At 55.4% G+C, this 14228-nt stretch carries 12 protein-coding genes and 1 other RNA gene; 8 read left to right on the top strand and 5 right to left on the bottom strand.

Going from position 1 to position 14228, the window contains the following annotated elements; translation table 11 throughout:
- Positions 1-137: 137 nt before the first annotated feature.
- On the top strand, positions 138-1493 hold the full coding sequence (glmM, locus tag E6C51_RS00185) for a phosphoglucosamine mutase (RefSeq protein WP_190234631.1): 1356 nt from the start codon (positions 138-140) through the stop codon (positions 1491-1493).
- Positions 1494-1760: 267 nt separating this feature from the next.
- On the opposite strand, the gene E6C51_RS00180 is transcribed toward glmM, so the two are convergent.
- The gene (locus E6C51_RS00180; protein ID WP_146932854.1) at positions 1761-2507 is read right to left on the bottom strand and encodes a YebC/PmpR family DNA-binding transcriptional regulator; all 747 of its coding nucleotides are present in this window, start codon (positions 2505-2507) and stop codon (positions 1761-1763) included.
- 170 nt (positions 2508-2677) lie between these two features.
- Between E6C51_RS00180 and E6C51_RS00175 the strand changes: the two genes are divergently transcribed.
- Positions 2678-3181, top strand: coding sequence for a pyridoxamine 5'-phosphate oxidase family protein (locus tag E6C51_RS00175; RefSeq protein WP_190234630.1), 504 nt, complete (start codon positions 2678-2680; stop codon positions 3179-3181).
- Between the two features lie 65 nt (positions 3182-3246).
- On the opposite strand, the gene E6C51_RS00170 is transcribed toward E6C51_RS00175, so the two are convergent.
- The 3 genes from E6C51_RS00170 to tkt form a co-directional block, all read right to left on the bottom strand.
- Positions 3247-5058 carry a potassium/proton antiporter gene (locus E6C51_RS00170; RefSeq protein WP_146932850.1) on the bottom strand — a complete coding sequence of 604 codons (1812 nt, stop codon included), beginning with the start codon at positions 5056-5058 and terminating at the stop codon, positions 3247-3249.
- Positions 5059-5410: 352 nt separating this feature from the next.
- On the bottom strand, positions 5411-6415 hold the full coding sequence (gap, locus tag E6C51_RS00165; protein WP_146932848.1) for a type I glyceraldehyde-3-phosphate dehydrogenase: 1005 nt from the start codon (positions 6413-6415) through the stop codon (positions 5411-5413).
- Between the two features lie 93 nt (positions 6416-6508).
- On the bottom strand, positions 6509-8485 hold the full coding sequence (gene tkt, locus E6C51_RS00160) for a transketolase (RefSeq protein ID WP_190234629.1): 1977 nt from the start codon (positions 8483-8485) through the stop codon (positions 6509-6511).
- A 337-nt stretch (positions 8486-8822) separates the two neighbouring features.
- Between tkt and E6C51_RS00155 the strand changes: the two genes are divergently transcribed.
- The 4 genes from E6C51_RS00155 (at position 8823) to E6C51_RS00140 (ending at position 10512) form a co-directional block, all read left to right on the top strand.
- Entirely contained in the window at positions 8823-9092 is a 270-nt protein-coding gene (locus E6C51_RS00155; RefSeq protein ID WP_146932844.1) for a DUF4164 domain-containing protein, read from the top strand.
- 40 nt (positions 9093-9132) lie between these two features.
- On the top strand, positions 9133-9477 hold the full coding sequence (locus E6C51_RS00150) for a cell division protein ZapA (protein ID WP_146932842.1): 345 nt from the start codon (positions 9133-9135) through the stop codon (positions 9475-9477).
- A gap of 107 nt (positions 9478-9584) precedes the next feature.
- A non-coding RNA gene (ssrS, locus tag E6C51_RS00145) (6S RNA) lies at positions 9585-9742 on the top strand.
- A 113-nt stretch (positions 9743-9855) separates the two neighbouring features.
- Positions 9856-10512: an FMN-binding negative transcriptional regulator gene (locus tag E6C51_RS00140; RefSeq protein WP_190234628.1), complete on the top strand. Its 657-nt coding sequence runs from the start codon at positions 9856-9858 to the stop codon at positions 10510-10512.
- A 42-nt stretch (positions 10513-10554) separates the two neighbouring features.
- Here E6C51_RS00140 and E6C51_RS00135 read toward each other — a convergent pair whose 3' ends face one another.
- A complete protein-coding gene (locus tag E6C51_RS00135) occupies positions 10555-12621 on the bottom strand; it encodes a methyl-accepting chemotaxis protein (protein ID WP_190234627.1) in 2067 nt (688 codons plus the stop codon).
- A gap of 131 nt (positions 12622-12752) precedes the next feature.
- Here E6C51_RS00135 and E6C51_RS00130 point away from each other — a divergent pair, with 131 nt between their 5' ends.
- Together E6C51_RS00130 and E6C51_RS00125 are read left to right on the top strand one after the other, a co-directional pair.
- Positions 12753-13325 (top strand): 5-formyltetrahydrofolate cyclo-ligase, encoded by a 573-nt coding sequence (locus E6C51_RS00130; protein ID WP_190234626.1) that lies wholly within the window; start codon positions 12753-12755, stop codon positions 13323-13325.
- A 12-nt stretch (positions 13326-13337) separates the two neighbouring features.
- Entirely contained in the window at positions 13338-14162 is an 825-nt protein-coding gene (locus E6C51_RS00125; RefSeq protein WP_190234625.1) for a TIGR00282 family metallophosphoesterase, read from the top strand.
- The last annotated feature ends 66 nt before the right edge of the window (positions 14163-14228 follow it).

Raw genomic sequence — 14228 nt, 5'->3', positions numbered from 1 at the left:
TGTGCAAATCTTGCCGCCGCACGTGTCCAATCTGGCATGCGCCACATTATAAGAGCGCATCCGGCAAGGACTGAGATAACAGACGCTGATCGATGCACCATTGCATCTGATCGCCACAGAAGAACGCAGGAGACAGTATGACACGACGTTATTTCGGCACCGATGGTATTCGCGGCCAATCCAACGTGTTTCCGATGACGCCCGATATTGCCATGAAGGTGGGCATTGCCGTGGGCACCATTTTTCGTCGTGGCCAGCATCGCCATCGCGTGGTGATCGGCAAAGACACCCGCCTTTCCGGCTATATGCTGGAAAACGCGCTTGTGGCCGGTTTTACCGCAGCAGGCCTTGATGTGTTTCTGCTCGGCCCGATCCCGACCCCTGCCGTTGCCATGCTGACGCGCTCTCTTCGCGCCGACATTGGCGTGATGATTTCGGCCTCGCACAATCCCTTTGCCGACAATGGCATCAAGCTGTTTGGCCCGGACGGCTTTAAACTGTCGGACGAGTTGGAGCAGCAAATTGAAGTGCTGCTGGATCAGGAAGCCCCCCTGCCCTTGGCCAAAGCTCATGAGATTGGCCGTGCCAAGCGTGTGGATGGCGATATTTATCGCTACATCGAATTTGTCAAACGCACCCTGCCCCGCGATGTGACGCTGAACGGATTGCGCATTGCCATCGATTGCGCCCATGGTGCGGCCTATAAAGTGGCACCGACTGCGCTTTGGGAATTGGGTGCCGAGGTGATCACCATTGGCAACGAGCCTAACGGTATGAATATCAATCTCGAATGCGGCTCCACCCACCCCGCCGCCTTGCAGAAGAAGGTGCATGAAGTGCGCGCCGATATTGGCATTGCACTGGATGGCGATGCCGATCGGGTGATCATTGTCGATGAAACCGGCACGGTGATTGATGGTGACCAATTGATGGCGGTTATCGGCGAGAGCTGGGCCAATGACCAGACCTTGCGTGGTGGCGGCATTGTCGCAACCGTGATGTCCAATCTCGGTCTGGAACGTTTTATGGCTGGCAAGGGCCTGACACTGGCGCGCACCAAGGTGGGTGACCGCTATGTCGTGGAGCATATGCGCCAGCATGGTTTCAACATTGGTGGTGAGCAATCCGGCCATATCGTCATGTCGGATTTCGGCACCACCGGCGATGGCCTTGTTGCCGCACTGCAAATTCTCGCTGCCGTAAAGCGCACGGGTAAAACCGTAAGCGAGATCTGCAATCGCTTCGAGCCCGTGCCGCAGCTGTTGCGCAATGTGCGCATTTCCGGCGGCAAGCCGCTGGAAGACAGCTATGTGCGCCAGGCGATTGCCGATGCCGAGAGCGAGCTTGCCAAAAACGGTCGCCTTGTTATTCGTCCTTCGGGCACAGAGCCGCTCATTCGGGTCATGGCTGAAGGTGACGACCGCAGCCAGATCGAGCGCATCGTCAATGATCTGATTGGCGTGATTGCCAACACCCGCGAGGTTGCGGCCTAAAAATTTTTCGAAAGCACAAATAAAAAAACGGCGGTGATCTCTCACCGCCGTCAGCTTATTGACAAACCTCTTGCTCGACGTTTCGTCATCCTCGGGCCTGTCCCGAGGATCTGCCGTGATCAGCCAAGTAATTGACTTTTAATACGAAATAAACGTGGTTAGATGCTCGGCACAAGGCCGAGCATGACGTCGAGGATAAATTTAGGTTTTGTCAGCAGTCTGACGGCGGTGATCTCTCACCGCCGGTTTTTATCAGACTATATTCGATCAAGCCGACAGCTTGGCCATTACTTCGTCAGACATTTCGAAGTTGGAATAGACGTTCTGCACGTCATCATCATCTTCCAGCGTATCAATCAGCTTCATCAGCGACTGCGCCTTTTCCTCATCCACCGGCACCGTATTTTGTGGCCGCCAGATGGCCTTGACGGATTCGGCTTCGCCCAGAACACCTTCCAGCGTCTTGGACACTTCGTTGATGTCTTCGAAGCCGCAGATGATGGTGTGACCGTCTTCGTCGCTTGTCACATCTTCAGCGCCAGCTTCAATCGCCGCTTCCATCACCTTATCGGCATCGCCAACAGAGGCCTTATAGGTGATTTCGCCAACCTTATCGAAGGAGAAAGACACCGAGCCGGTTTCGCCAAGCGCACCACCGGCCTTGGAAAAGGTGGAGCGAACGCTGGAGGCCGTGCGGTTACGGTTGTCGGTCAAGGCTTCAACGATAACGGCAACACCGCCGGGGCCATAGCCTTCGTAGCGGATTTCTTCATAGTTCTCGCCGTCGGCTGCCGATGCCTTCTTGATCGCCCGTTCAATATTATCCTTGGGCATGGACTGCGCCTTGGCATTTTGAACAGCCAGACGCAAACGCGCGTTCATGTTGACATCGGGCAAGCCGGTTTTGGCTGCAACCGTGATTTCACGCGCAAGCTTGGAGAACATTTTAGAGCGCACAGCATCCTGCTTGCCCTTGCGATGCATGATGTTTTTAAACTGTGAATGGCCAGCCATGGGACCCCTGCCGTCTTACATTTTCGGAATTGGCGTCCTTATAAGCGGCGAAAGCCCATCGTTCAAGGGGGCGATAGTCCCAACCTGTTCACGGCATGGATCTGGAGTGGAACAATAGCTGCTGTCCACCGTTAGTCCCATGAATTTCAGAGAAAACGAAAGGACAGATCATGGCCAATATCGACCAAGCGAACGAAGCGCCTGCCAATCAGCTTTGGAAAGAGATCGACGCGGTTCATGCTGGCATGCTTGGCCTGGAAGGCTCCAGCAAACACATGCAGCCCATGGCTCCCTACAGCGACCCAAAGACCAACACGATCTGGTTTTTTACCAAGACAGATTCCGAGCTGGCCAAGGCCATCCGCCCCGGCAGCCGGGCGCATTTTTGCGTGATTGGCAAGCACCATGATTACCACGCCTGCCTGTCTGGTGTGATCGAGTTGCGCAAGGACGAAGCCAAAATTGATGAGCACTGGAGCTCTATCGTTGAAGCCTGGTATGAGGGCGGCAAGAATGATCCATTGCTTACCATGCTGGCCATGCATGTCGATGATGCCGAAATCTGGGCCTCAACCGGCAATCCGCTGAAATTTGGCTGGGAAATTGCCAAGGCCAATTATGATGAAAGCAAAATGCCGGATGTCGGCGTGCATCGTCATCTCAACTTTGCCTGAACCCGATTACCATGCCACCCCTTAAAACTTCTGTGCGGCAGACGCGCGCTGCCGCAGAGGCCGGTTCAGGCCGCCCTACCGTTATGCCAGCGATAACGAAGGCCAATCAGCCATTTTGCCATGCCACGCAGGCTGAGGAATGGCGGTGAATTATCGGTTGGATCAACAGCCTCCATCGAAACACCCACCGATGCAATATGGCCATGCTCATCAAGATCGCGCACGATCAGGATGATATGACCAAGACGCACACGATCGGCATATTCTGCGACACCACCAAGCTTGGCATTCATATATTCGCCCAGCGTCTTGGCCTTGTCGCTCTCAGAAAACAATCCCGGCCCATAGGCCGCATCCACCTCGGCCAGGGGACGGGTGGGCGAGATGGTGAATGTGCCAAAAAATTCGCTGTCATCGTCATGCACCGGAGCCTTGCTGGCAAACAACCGGTCGAGAAGCCGCGAATAGCCGGGCGCAATGAACAGATAGACCTGATCATTTTCACGAAGGCGGCCCGCATATTGGTAGCGCATGGATTTGCCGTCGCGAATCACCAGTGATGGCATGGCCCAGCGCGGAATGCGCGCACCACTCAGCACCGGACTATCAGCAACGACGCGATAGGACAGCAATTCGTGGTTGGCGGCACCCGGCAGATCAAGTTCCACCTTGTCAATCGCACCGATTCGCGGTGGAATAATCAGACCCAGCCGTTTGGCCATGGGCTTGATGGTCCAGCCTTGCAACACCAGCGAAATCATCACGACAATGAACGCCGTGTTGAAATAGACTTCACCGCCCTTGAGCGAACCAAGGATCGGCAGGATACCCAGCAAAATGGATACCGCGCCGCGCAAACCGACCCAGGAAATAAACCGCTTTTCCTGCCGGGTATAATCAAAGGGTATCAGGCAGAGCCAGACCGCCATGGGACGGGCGATAAACACCAAAAACAGCCCAAGAAACATCGCTGGCAGCAGAATCTTGAGAAAATGCGAAGGTGTCGCCAACAGGCCAAGCACCAGAAACATGATGATCTGCGCAAGCCAGGTCATGCCCTCCTGAAAGCGCGCGATGGCCGCTTTGCCCGGCATATTCCGATTGCCGGCATAAATACCCGCCACATACACGGCCAGAAAGCCACTGCCACCAATCACGCCGGTGTAAGAAAACACCACCATGGACAGGGCCAGCACAATAATGGGCAAAAGGCCCCGATCAATCGGGATTTTTTTGACGATCAGCACAATCAATGCGCCGCCAATCAGCCCAAGCGCCAGGCCCATGCCCATCTGCTCGACAAACAGGCGCAGCACGCTCCAATCGAGACTGGTGTGATCCTTGCCCGCCGAAACCATCTCCACCAGCGCCATGGTGAGGAAGATGGCCATGGGATCGTTGGTGCCCGATTCAACTTCCAGCGTTGATCGCACCTTGTCGCGAATATTGACGCCGCCGACACGAAGCAGAAAAAACACCGCCGCTGCATCGGTGGATGCCACAATTGAGCCCAGCAGCAGGCCTTCCAGCAACTTCAAATTCAGCGCCCAACTGGCCATCAAACCGAAAATCAAGGTGGTGAGCACAACGCCAAGCGTGGCCATGGTGATGGAAGGTGCCGCGGCCTGACGAAACGATTGCAAAGACGTGGTATAGCCGGAATCAAACAGAATAACCGCAAGAGCCAGCGAGCCAATGGTGTAGGCCACCGAATGATTGTCGAAGTGAATGCCAAGGCCATCCACACCTGCCAAAAGGCCGATGACCAGAAACAGAAGCAGCAAAGGCGCGCCAAAGCGAAAAGCAATCAGGCTGGAAAAAGCAGCAAATAAAATCAGCGCGGTCAAAACCAGCGTGACAATATAAAAGTGTTCCAACCTCTTTACCCCCTACTCCTGCCGCACACCAAAAGCCCTTTGCAGACCCTCTTATATCCTAATGCTAAGAAATGCTCTAACACTCTTAAATTTCTGCATTAATTTCAAAAAAAGCCATAACATATTCCCGACCACCGCGATGCGTCACGTTTCATTCCAAACGCGACAGCGCCGCGCCACAGTTTTGCGACCACAGCAATACAGCGCCAACACAACCGAGCGAAGAACAAGGGCAGAATTGCCAAGATCGATCATCAAGAATAATCATGATCAGAGTAGGGCAAAATTACAAAATGAAAAAGGCAGACCGGTTTCCCGATCTGCCTTTCAGATAAATCCACAGAATAGAAGATTAGATCAGCTTGCCCATGGCAACAGCCGTATCAGCCATACGGTTGGAGAAGCCCCATTCGTTGTCATACCAGGTCAGGATACGAACGAAGTTGCCGTCCATAACCTTGGTCTGATCGCCAGAGAAGCTCGACGAATGGCTGTCGTGGTTGAAGTCGATCGATACCAGCGGCTCTTCGGTATAGGCCAAAATGCCCTTCAGCTCGCCTTCAGCCGCAGCCTTGACAGCAGCGTTGACTTCTTCAGCCGTAACATTGCGCGAAGGCACGAATTTCAGATCGACAACAGAGACATTCGGGGTTGGAACGCGGATAGCAGAACCATCCAGCTTGCCCTTCAATTCTGGCAGAACCAGACCAACAGCCTTGGCAGCGCCGGTGGAGGTTGGGATCATCGAAAGCGCTGCGGCACGAGCGCGATGCAAATCCTTATGCATGGTGTCCAGCGTTGGCTGGTCGCCGGTGTAAGAGTGGATCGTGGTCATGTAGCCCTTTTCGATGCCGAATGCCTTTTGCAGGACATAGGCAACCGGAGCCAGGCAGTTGGTCGTGCAGGATGCGTTGGAAACAACCAGATCATCCTTGGTCAGCGTGCCGTGGTTCACACCGTAAACGATGGTCTTGTCGGCACCGTCAGCCGGAGCCGACACCAGAACGCGCTTGGAACCGTTGGAAAGATGCAGCGATGCCTTTTCCTTGGAGGTGAAAATGCCGGTGCATTCCATGGCAATGTCAACGCCAGCCCATGGCAGATCCTTGGGATCGCGAACCGCTGTCACCTTGATTGGCTTGCCGCCATTGATGACAATGCTGTCGCCTTCAACGGCAACGGTTGCCGGGAAACGGCCGTGAACGCTGTCGTAGCGCAGCAGGTGCGCGTTGGTTTCAACCGGGCCAAGATCGTTGATCGCCACGACTTCAATGTCGGTGCGGCCAGACTCGATGATACCGCGCAGTACATTGCGACCGATACGACCAAAGCCGTTAATGGCTACTTTTACAGTCATTACAGTAACTCCCGCTTCTCAAATCGGCCCCGGATCACAATTTCGTCCGGGGCAATGGTTTTTATCAGGCTTGGATCTCAGACCACTCGAGTCTCAGGCCAGCTTGGCTTCGGCAGCTTCCACAACCGCTTCAACCGTAATGCCAAAGTGCTTGTACAGCTCCTTGTAAGGGCCGGAAGCACCAAAAGAGGACATGCCGATAAAGGTGCCGTCAGATCCAATGATCTCATCCCAGCCCTGACGGATTGCCGCTTCAACACCAATCTTGACCGGAGCATTGCCAATCACCGCCGCACGGTATTCTTCTGGTTGCTCAAAGAACAGCTCAAAGCATGGCACCGACACAACACGGGTCGCAATCCCCTTGGAGGTGAGAACCTCGCGCGCCTTAATCGCCAGCTCCACTTCAGAGCCGGTGGCAAAGATCGATACCTTGGCATCATCTGCACCCAAAAGCTCATAGGCACCCTTGGCGGAGAGGTTTTCTGCCGAATATTCGGTGCGGGCGGCGATCAGATTCTGACGGGTCAGCGCCAGGCCCGATGGACGGTCCTGATGGGTCAGGGCAATCTGCCAGCATTCGGCAACTTCTGTGGCGTCCGCAGGGCGGAACATCATCAGGTTTGGAATGGCGCGCAGGGCGGCCATCTGCTCCACCGGCTGGTGGGTCGGGCCATCTTCGCCCAGACCAATCGAATCATGGGTCAAAACGTGAATGACACGAATGCCCATCAGGGAGGCCAGACGGATCGACGGACGGCAATAATCCGAGAAGATCAAAAAGCCGCCAGAGTAAGGGATCAGACCACCGTGCAACGCAATGCCGTTCATGGCTGCTGCCATGCCGTGCTCGCGAATGCCCCAATGGACATAGCGGCCGGTGAAATCATGCGGCGTGATGGAGGCCGTCTGGCTGGTCTTGGTGTTGTTGGAGCCAGTCAGGTCGGCAGAGCCGCCCAAGGTTTCCAGCACGACGCCATTGATGACCTCCAGCGCATCCTCTGAGGACTTGCGGGTGGCCAGAACAGGCTTTGTGTCTGCCAGCTTCTTCTTGTAGGCATCAATCGCCGCATCAAAGCCCTCAGGCAGCTTGCCTTCAAAACGGCGCAGGAATTCGCCCTTCTTTGGCGAAGCATCGAGAAGCTGTGTCCATTCGGCATGGGCGCTTGCACCACGACTGCCGGCTTCGCGCCAGGCATCCAGCACGTCAGAGGGCACAACAAAGGCTTCTTCTGCCCAGCCAAGCGCCTTGCGGGTGGCGGCAATTTCATCGGCACCAAGCGGCGAGCCATGAACCTTGTGGGTGCCAGCCTTGTTGGGCGAGCCAAAACCGATCACGGTTTTGCAGGCAATCATGGTCGGCTTCTCGGACGTATGGGCGGCGGCAATCGCGGCCGCAACCGCTTCCTGATCATGACCGTCAACCGCCATGGTTTCCCAGCCGGAGGCGCGGAAACGGGCGTGTTGATCGGTGCTGTCGGCCAGCGAGATCGCGCCATCGATGGAAATGCCGTTGTCATCCCACAGCACGATCAGCTTGTTCAGCTTGAGGTGGCCTGCCAGCGAAATGGCTTCCTGGCTGATCCCTTCCATCAGGCAGCCGTCGCCAGCGATGACATAGGTGTGGTGGTTCATCAAAGTGGCACCGAAATCAGCAGCAAGCTTCTTTTCGGCAATCGCCATACCCACAGCATTGGCAATGCCCTGACCGAGCGGGCCAGTGGTGGTTTCAATGCCTTCGATATGGCCGTATTCGGGGTGACCAGCGGTTTTTGCGCCGATCTGGCGGAAATTCTTGATGTCATCGATGGTGATGTCTTCATAGCCGGTCAAATAGAGCAGCGAATACAACAGCATCGAACCATGGCCTGCCGAGAGCACAAACCGGTCGCGGTTGGCCCACTTTGGAGCTTTGGGGTCGAATTTCAAAAAGCGTGTAAAGAGGACGGTGGCAACATCGGCCATGCCCATCGGCATGCCGGGATGACCAGAATTGGCCTTTTCAACCGCATCCATAGACAAAAAGCGGATCGCATTGGCCATCCGGTTGTGTTGTTCGGGAGAAATCATGAGTGTTCCGCCTGTTCCGGGTCTCGATGGACGCCGCCGTCCCGGCGAACGTCAGAAAGCGGCTGATCCTTATCAGTTGGGACAGGCAAGTCAATAAAATCGGTCAAATCTTGGCTGTATTGATGACAATATTTCTATTTCTGCCTTAAATTTGAACAGAGTCTAAGGTTGAAGCAAACCGGGCGAACACAAGACGCGGCTCCGTCCACAGCCACAATGCCGACAATTGCGGGCTTTTGTTGACGGCGGCCAAATCCGATGGCTAGTGTACCGAACGAAGTTTGTGTTCCAAGGGGTCGATTCGGCTAGCCTTTTTCAATAAGCCGGGGCAATGACAATGGTAACGGACAAAACAGCAGTCGCGCTCAGTGCATTGCGTCAGGCCATTTCCGGCCTGGAAAATGCCATTGACATGCGCCTTGAGGCCCAACGCAGCAACAGCGAGGTTGAGCACGAGGTGCGGCGCGTGCATGCTGATCGTGAGCGCCTGGCGCAGGAGCTTGATCAGTCGCAATTTCGGGCAAACCGGCTGGAAGAGGTCAACCGTGAGGTTTCCCGCCGGTTGGTGACCGCCATGGAAACCATCAGAGCGGTGCTGGACCGTTAAAGTCCAGCTGCGCATCAGCTTGAGAGAAACCCGGATAGGCATGGCACAAGTCACGGTCAACATTGATGGAAAGCCCTATCGCATGGCCTGCGAAGAGGGACAGCAAGAGCACCTGATTGATCTCGCCACCCAGTTTGACCGCTATGTGGGACATCTGAAAAGCCAGTTTGGTGAAATCGGTGATCTTCGGGTCACCGTCATGGCTGGTATCATGGTGATGGATGAGTTATCCGACCTTAAGCGCCGTCTCAGCGCCTTTGAAAACTCATCCGCCGGGGCCAGCAACCGCGAAGAAGCCCTGCTGAAAGCGATTATGGAGCTGACGGAACAGCTCAATGGCATTACCAGAAAGCTGATGGCCAAGCCCGCAGCGCCTACGACCTGATCAGCCATACAAGCACGATGTAAGCCGCGCGGATACATCACAAAATAATCCGCCGCCGCAGGCTTGATGCCACTGGTACATTGCACAAATTGCGCCTATATATCAGAAGCGATCTGCGCCTCTCGACAGGATTACACAATCCCTGGGGCCATACCCGATCTTGAGGGAGCTGTCCCTGTCTTGACCCGTGGGTCAGGATATATGGCACCCACCTACTTTGTAGGCTCCCAGGATCGACAAAATCCATCGGTTGTGTGGATCGCACCTATTCATTGTTTTGATGATCCGTTGTTTTTCTTGTTGTTTGGCACAGCTTGGGCAAAATGGCCTTTTAGCAGCCATCACGACACCGCATCGAGCGGGTGCAAGAGAACGACCATGTATCAACCTCCCCATTTTCGCGTAAACGACACGGAAGAGCTCTTCAGCTTTATCAGCCACCATCCGCTTGGATTGCTGATCTCTGCTGGCAGTGCTGGCCTGATTGCCAATCCCCTGCCCTTCATTGTCCGACGCAGCCAGAATGAAGGCGGCACCGACTGTCTTTTAGCCCATATGGCGCGCGCCAATGCGCAATGGAAAGCCATTGAGGCTGGCGATGAGGTGCTGGTCAGTTTTATGGGCAATCACCATTACATCACCCCCAACTGGTATGCGACAAAGCAGGAAACCGGCAAAGTCGTGCCCACCTGGAATTACCAGACTGTGCAGGTGCGCGGCAAAGCCAGCATCCATCAAGACCCGGACTGGCTCATTCAGCAGTTAACAGCTTTGACTGACCAGCAAGAGGCCGATGAAGCAAAGCCTTGGGCGGTGCAGGATGCGCCAGAGAGTTTTGTTGCCGCCCAGATGCGCGGAATCGTCGGCATTGAGCTGAGCATTACCGCGATTGAAGGCAAGCTCAAGGTAAGCCAAAACCGCAACGCCGCCGATTACAACGGCGTTATTGCCGGGCTGGAGGCAAAAGGCAGTGATTCAGCCGCTGATATGGCCGAAATGGTGCGCAAGGCGACAACCGCTAAGCCGGACCTATAATCAATGAAGGCCCGGATATTTCCATCCGGGCCTTTTGATGTCTTAAAACTCTTCCCAGTTCGCACTTGAGGCAGAATTTGCTTGTGGACTGGCCGGTGCGCTGCCGCCAAAGGCGCTAGAGAGCTTGCCAAGCATGGAGCGCGCTGGCGAGTTGATGGCTTTTGACGTTGGCTGCGCAGGCTTGATGCTGGCTGGCAACGACTTGGACGCAACAGGAGCTGAGGCGCGGGCGGGCATGGGCCGCTGGCTTGGCACGCCGGGTGCTTTTGCCGGTGTTGCAGCAAAACTTTGGCCCGGCACCGTGAATTGACCCAGCAGGCCAACGGCAGCGCTGGCGCTTTCTGCCAGCTTATGGGTCACTGCTGTGGTTTCCTCCACCATGGCCGCATTCTTCTGGGTAAACTGGTCCATCTGATTGACGGCTGTGTTGATTTCCTGAAGGCCGGTGGTCTGCTCACGCGACGATGTGGCAATTTCAGCAATCAAACCGTTGATTTTGGAAACCTGATCAGAAATGGTGCCCAATGCATCGCCGGTTTCGCGCACCAGCTTCACACCGCCAGCCACTTCATCGCCAGATTTGGTAATCAGTGCCTTGATGTCCTTTGCAGCATTGGCCGAGCGCTGGGCAAGCTCACGCACTTCCTGCGCAACCACGGCAAACCCTTTACCCGCCTCGCCCGCGCGGGCCGCCTCAACACCGGCATTCAAGGCCAGCAGATTGGTCTGGAAAGCGATTTCGTCGATCACATTGATGATCTTGGAAATCTCGTTGGAGGCCTGCTCAATGCGGCCCATGGCGTCCACGGCCTTGGAAACAACCTCGGCGGACCCTTCGGTGCTGCTTTTTGCACCTTCCGCCAGCTTTGAGGCCTCCTGCGCCCGCTCGGCGGCACTGCGCACGGTGGTGGTGATCTGCTGCAAGGCTGCGGATGTTTCCTCAAGGGAGGCCGCCTGCTGCTCAGTGCGGCCAGCCAGTTCGGTCGCTGCGCTGCGCATTTCATTGCCATTGGCCTCGACCGACATCACTTCCTGACGCAGGCAGCCAAAAGTCTGGCTCAACTTGGCCACAGAATTATTGAAGTCGGCCTTCAATTGTTCCAGTTCAGGGGTAAACGGCTGCTCAATCCGCACCGTGAGATCACCTGTGCTGAGACGGTTCAAAGCCTGCGCCAACGCATCGGCACACACACGACGGCGGGCCGCTTCTGCATCCTTCTCAGCGGCGCGCTGGGCTGCTTCCTGTTCGCTCAGCGCGCGGTTTTCCTCGGCCTCGCGTTCCAGCAACACCTTGCTTTGAGCATTGTGGCGAAACACATTCAGGGCCCGCGCCATGGCACCAATTTCGTTTTTCAGATCCTGATGGGGAACATCCCTCTTGATATCGCCCCCCGCCATGTTTTCAGCCGTCACGGTCAGGGTCTCAATTGGAGCCATGATGCGCCGCGTGAGGACAATCATCACGACAATGGACAAGATCAGAGCAATCACTGCTGTCAGGCCAATCGAGCGGGCAAATTGATCAGCGATACTGGCAATCTCCGCCTCACGCACGCCGGCATAGAGGATACCAATGACCGTGCCGGTGGAGGAGAAAATCGGCTGGTAAACGGTGTAATAAGGCTTGCCGAGAATAACAGCCTTGCCACGATACACCTCACCGCGCTGGATAACGGGCAAAACAGCGCCCTTGGGGTCCAGTGCCGTGCCAACGGCCCGCGCACCATCTGGCTTGATGATATTCGTCGTGCGACGGATATAGCCGTTTGTCGCAGGGTCCAGTGTGAACAAGGTTGCGGTTTCGCCGGTCATGCGACCAATCGAATCGATCATCTCGTGAGAGTTAAATTCACTCGGCAATTTATCTGCCGTTATCCGATCCACATCGCCAGACGCTGTCCAGCTCACTTTAAGGCCAGGCACATCCCGCGCAAAAATCGTCGCGGCAACCCGCAGATTTGAATTCTGGCTATTGATGGCATCAGCCGTTATCTTATCTTCAATCAGTGATGAGCTTGTCCAGGCAACAGCACCAAGACAGAGGATCAAGATGACACATGTGGCTGCGGTCAAGGTCCCCACGAGACCGAAGCGGGATAAGATCTTCATGACGAGTCCCCAAGAAGTTTTCTAACAATCATCAAAAAAAGTACCGGCAGAGTCTTAATGCAGTGTTGTATTTTGCACTGCAACACACCAGAAAAGCGCTAAATGCCCATAAAAAAATAGGGAAAAATGCCATGAAAGCCGCAAAAGCCGCTCTTCGCGAGGCCAGTCTCATGCGTCGAGACGCCCTCACGGCCGAAATGCGACACGCTTTTTCGAAGGAGATTGCTGCCCATGGCGAGGCCGCCATCGCCTTTTCGCCGGGCACAATCATTGCGGCTTTTCTGCCCATCCGCTCCGAAGTCGACCTTCAACCCCTGATGCACAGGCTGAGCGAAAGGGGCGCGCACCTGTGCCTGCCGGTGGTGCTGGATCGGCAAACCATTTGCTTCCGCCAATGGCAGCCCGGCACGGATCTTGTCAGCACCGGCTTTGGTACCCGTGGCCCCGGCCCGGACGCCGCCGTGGTTGATCCCGATATTCTGCTGGTCCCTCTGTCTGCCTTTGACAGCCGGGGCAATCGCATTGGTTACGGTGCGGGTCACTATGACCGGGCAATTGCCCGTTTGCATGAGAAAGGTTGCAATCCGACGCTGATCGGCATTGCATTTGACTGCCAGGAAGTGGCAAATGTGCCCCATGAACCCCATGACGTCGCTTTGCATGCCATTTTGACGGAAAGTGGATATAAAAACTTCAAGACCTGACTGGATGATGGAATGCGGCTGCTTTTTCTGGGTGATATGGTAGGCAAAACCGGCAGAACGACTGTCTGGGAAAAATTGCCCGGCCTGATTGCCGATCTGAAACTGGATTTTGTGATTGTAAATGGTGAGAATGCCGCTGGCGGCTTTGGCATCACCGAGGATATCTATCTCGAAACCATCAATGCCGGGGCCGATGTGGTCACCACCGGCAATCACGTTTGGGATCAAAAAGAAGCCGTCACCTTCTGCACCCGCCACGACCAATTCCTGCGACCGGCCAATTACCCCGCAGGCACACCGGGCAAAGGCTCCGGCCTGTTTTATGCCCGCAATGGCGCGCGTGTGCTGGTGGCCAATATCATGGGCCGGGTGTTCATGCATCCCGAACTGGACGACCCCTTCAAATCGGCTGAAGCTATTCTGGCCGCATGCCCGCTCAAGGAGCAGGCTGACGCCATTATTTTCGATTTCCACGCCGAAGCCACCAGCGAAAAACAGTGTTTTGGCCATTTTGTCGATGGCCGCGCCAGTTTCGTGGTGGGCACCCACACCCATGTGCCAACAGCGGATCATCAAATTCTGAATGGCGGCACCGCCTATATGTCAGACGCTGGCATGTGTGGTGACTATGATTCGTCGCTCGGCATGGAAAAGGAAGAGCCGCTGAACCGCTTTATTTCCAAAATGCCGAAAGGCCGGTTTGAGGCAGCCCACGGCCCCGCCACCATTTGCGGCGTGGGTGTGGAAATTTCTGACAGCACGGGCCTTGCCGAAAAGATTGCGCCCTTGCGCATTGGTCCAAGACTTGCCGAAACCATTCCGGATTTCTGGAACTGATCATCTCGCAACAACCTTGCCTCTCACCGTCACCGGTGTAAGGTCCGCTCGCAACACCGTATCTCT

It is taken from the genome of Gillisella terrae, assembly GCF_004801395.1.
GTDB classification, from domain to species: Bacteria; Pseudomonadota; Alphaproteobacteria; order Rhizobiales; family Rhizobiaceae; genus Allorhizobium; species Allorhizobium terrae.
Note: the sequence above shows the minus strand (reverse complement) of the source record. Positions and strands in the feature narration are given on the sequence as shown.